The organism is Flavobacterium sp. (assembly GCF_036515215.1).
In the GTDB taxonomy this organism is placed as follows: Bacteria; Bacteroidota; Bacteroidia; order Flavobacteriales; family Flavobacteriaceae; genus Flavobacterium.
Window position 1 is genome coordinate 1 of record NZ_DATBVQ010000028.1, and the last position, 2,342, is coordinate 2,342.

1 protein-coding gene is annotated in these 2,342 nt (G+C 39.8%); it reads left to right on the forward strand.

Annotation, left to right across the window (positions count from 1 at the left end; genetic code table 11):
- Window positions 1–453 precede the first annotated feature (453 nt).
- The coding region (locus VIH09_RS01990) for an SLBB domain-containing protein (RefSeq protein WP_331577345.1) at window positions 454–2,342 on the forward strand (1,889 nt) is incomplete at its 3' end.

Below are 2,342 nucleotides of genomic sequence, written 5' to 3' on the forward strand. Positions count from 1 at the left end.
GTTCTCGATACATTTTTATAAAACCGCTGTCGCTACTTTATAAAAACACTCGAACTGACGCTTTTTAATAATTGTAGCGAACAAGTTAAGAAGGGTATTTCATTATTTTTTGGCTCACCAAATTAGGTGATTTTGATAAGAACGTGTCGGATCTATTTAATTGATTTATAATAGTTTAGTTTTTCTGCTTTTCGGGATGCAGTTTTTGGTTGGATTAAAAACTAGGTTAAAATTTAGAATTAGCCATTTTTAGGGCTACATTTGCCGACCGATGCATCTTTTGAAGAAGGTGTCTTCCGGTGTAAGGACTTTTTTTAAAATATTGTGAGCCAATTCTGGGAGTCACTGCGGCGAAGCCATTGTGCAAGGGTCGTTTTATTGGCTTTGAGTAAAAATTGCAAATAGAACATTTAAATTTTTCAGTAAGATTTAACTTGATTACATAAAATGAATATGAAAAAAATACTAATTATCTTTTTTTTGTTGTTTGCCATTTTTCAAACAAACACAGTGATAGCGCAAGATTTGTTGAGAGGCAGCGATTTAAGCATCCTTAAAGTCGATAATTTATCGGACGCTGAGATTGCAAAAATCAAAACGCAATTGCAGGCTAATAATGCGACTATCGATCAAATGGAACCTATGGCTTTGGCCAAAGGAATGTCTGCTGCCGAATTCGCTAAATTGAAAGTGAGATTAGCGGCAATAGCGACTCCTGCCATGACTAATAAGCAGGCTGACAGTTCCCCCGAGGAATATAGCAGAACCCAGGAGGAAATTGTTAATGCAAAAGTAAAAGACGGGAAGAACTCCTTAGTTTTTGGATCGGAGCTGTTTGATAATCCAACCCTGAATTTTGAGCCCAACCTAAAATTGGCTACGCCAATGAATTATATTCTGGGTCCTGGCGATGAATTACAGGTGAGTTTATATGGGGTACAGGAATATAATGCCAGTATTCCGGTATCAGTTGAAGGAAAAGTATCGATTCAATATGTGGGTGAAATATCCGTTTCAGGAATGAGCATTGAAGCGGCGACACAAAAAATAAAAGGGGCTATGGCGAAGGTATATAGCACCATAGGATCGGGACAATCTCAAGTTTCGGTCAGCCTAAGTCGTATCAGAACGATCAGGGTGACTATAATAGGAAGCAAACAACCCGGAAACTACTCCATTTCTTCGTTAGCAACGGTTTATAACGCTTTGTTTCTGGGGGGAGGACCGGGTAAAAACGAAAGTTACAGAAACATCGAATTGATTCGAAACAATAAAATATATACCAAAGTTGATCTCTATAAATTTTTGGTCAATGGGGATCAATCGGAGAATGTAGGTTTAAAAGACAATGATGTGATCCGGATTCCGGCATACAATCAAAGGGTTACTCTAGAAGGCCAAGTAAAACGTCCCGGAATTTTTGAAATGAAGCCGGGAGAGTCTTTTTCTGATTTATTGTCGTTTGCCTCGGGGTTCAACGAGTTCGCCTATACCGCATCGGTAAACGTGCTGCAGAAAACGGCCAAGGAATTTAAAGTGCAAGATATAAAAGCGTCTGAGTATGACAGTTATAAACCGCAGTCTGGCGACGTGTTTAGAGTAAGCAAAATATTAAACCGATTTGAAAACCGAATCAAAATTGACGGGGCCGTTTTTAGACCCGATACTTATTCCTTTTATGAAGGTATGCGTGTTTCTGATTTGATTGCCAAGGCGGACGGTCTAAAAGAGGATGCCTATAGCAAAAGAGCGAGAATCATTAGATTAAAACCTGATTTGACAACGGAGATCGTCAATGTTGATCTCGAGAAAGCCTTGGGAGAAGATCTTGCCGCGGATCTTGCTTTACAAAAAGAAGATGTGGTAACGGTTTATTCCATTTTGGATTTTACCGAAGAATATAAAATAACCATTGACGGTGAAATAAAACAGCCGGGAATTTATGATTATTACGAAGGCTTGACCCTGAATGACCTGTTCATTCAAGCGGGTGGTTTGACCGGCTCGGCCTCGAAAAGAGGGGAAGTGGCAAGAATGATCATGTCGGAGGAAGTTGACGATGCGAATCCCAATAAATCGGAATTATTCAATATTGAAATCACTCCCGATAACAATGAGCAGGCCGTCAATTTTTCGTTGTTGCCGTTTGACGTGATCAATATCCGTAAAATGGCAGTGTATGAAAAACCGGAGATGGTAACCATTAGCGGCGCCGTGCACTATGCGGGAAAATATGTTTTGGCCAGCAAGAAAGCGAAAGTGTATGATATTGTAAAAAGGGCCGGGGGATTGACCTCAGTGGCTAATATAGAAGGAGTTAAAATAAAAAGGCCAATACGAGC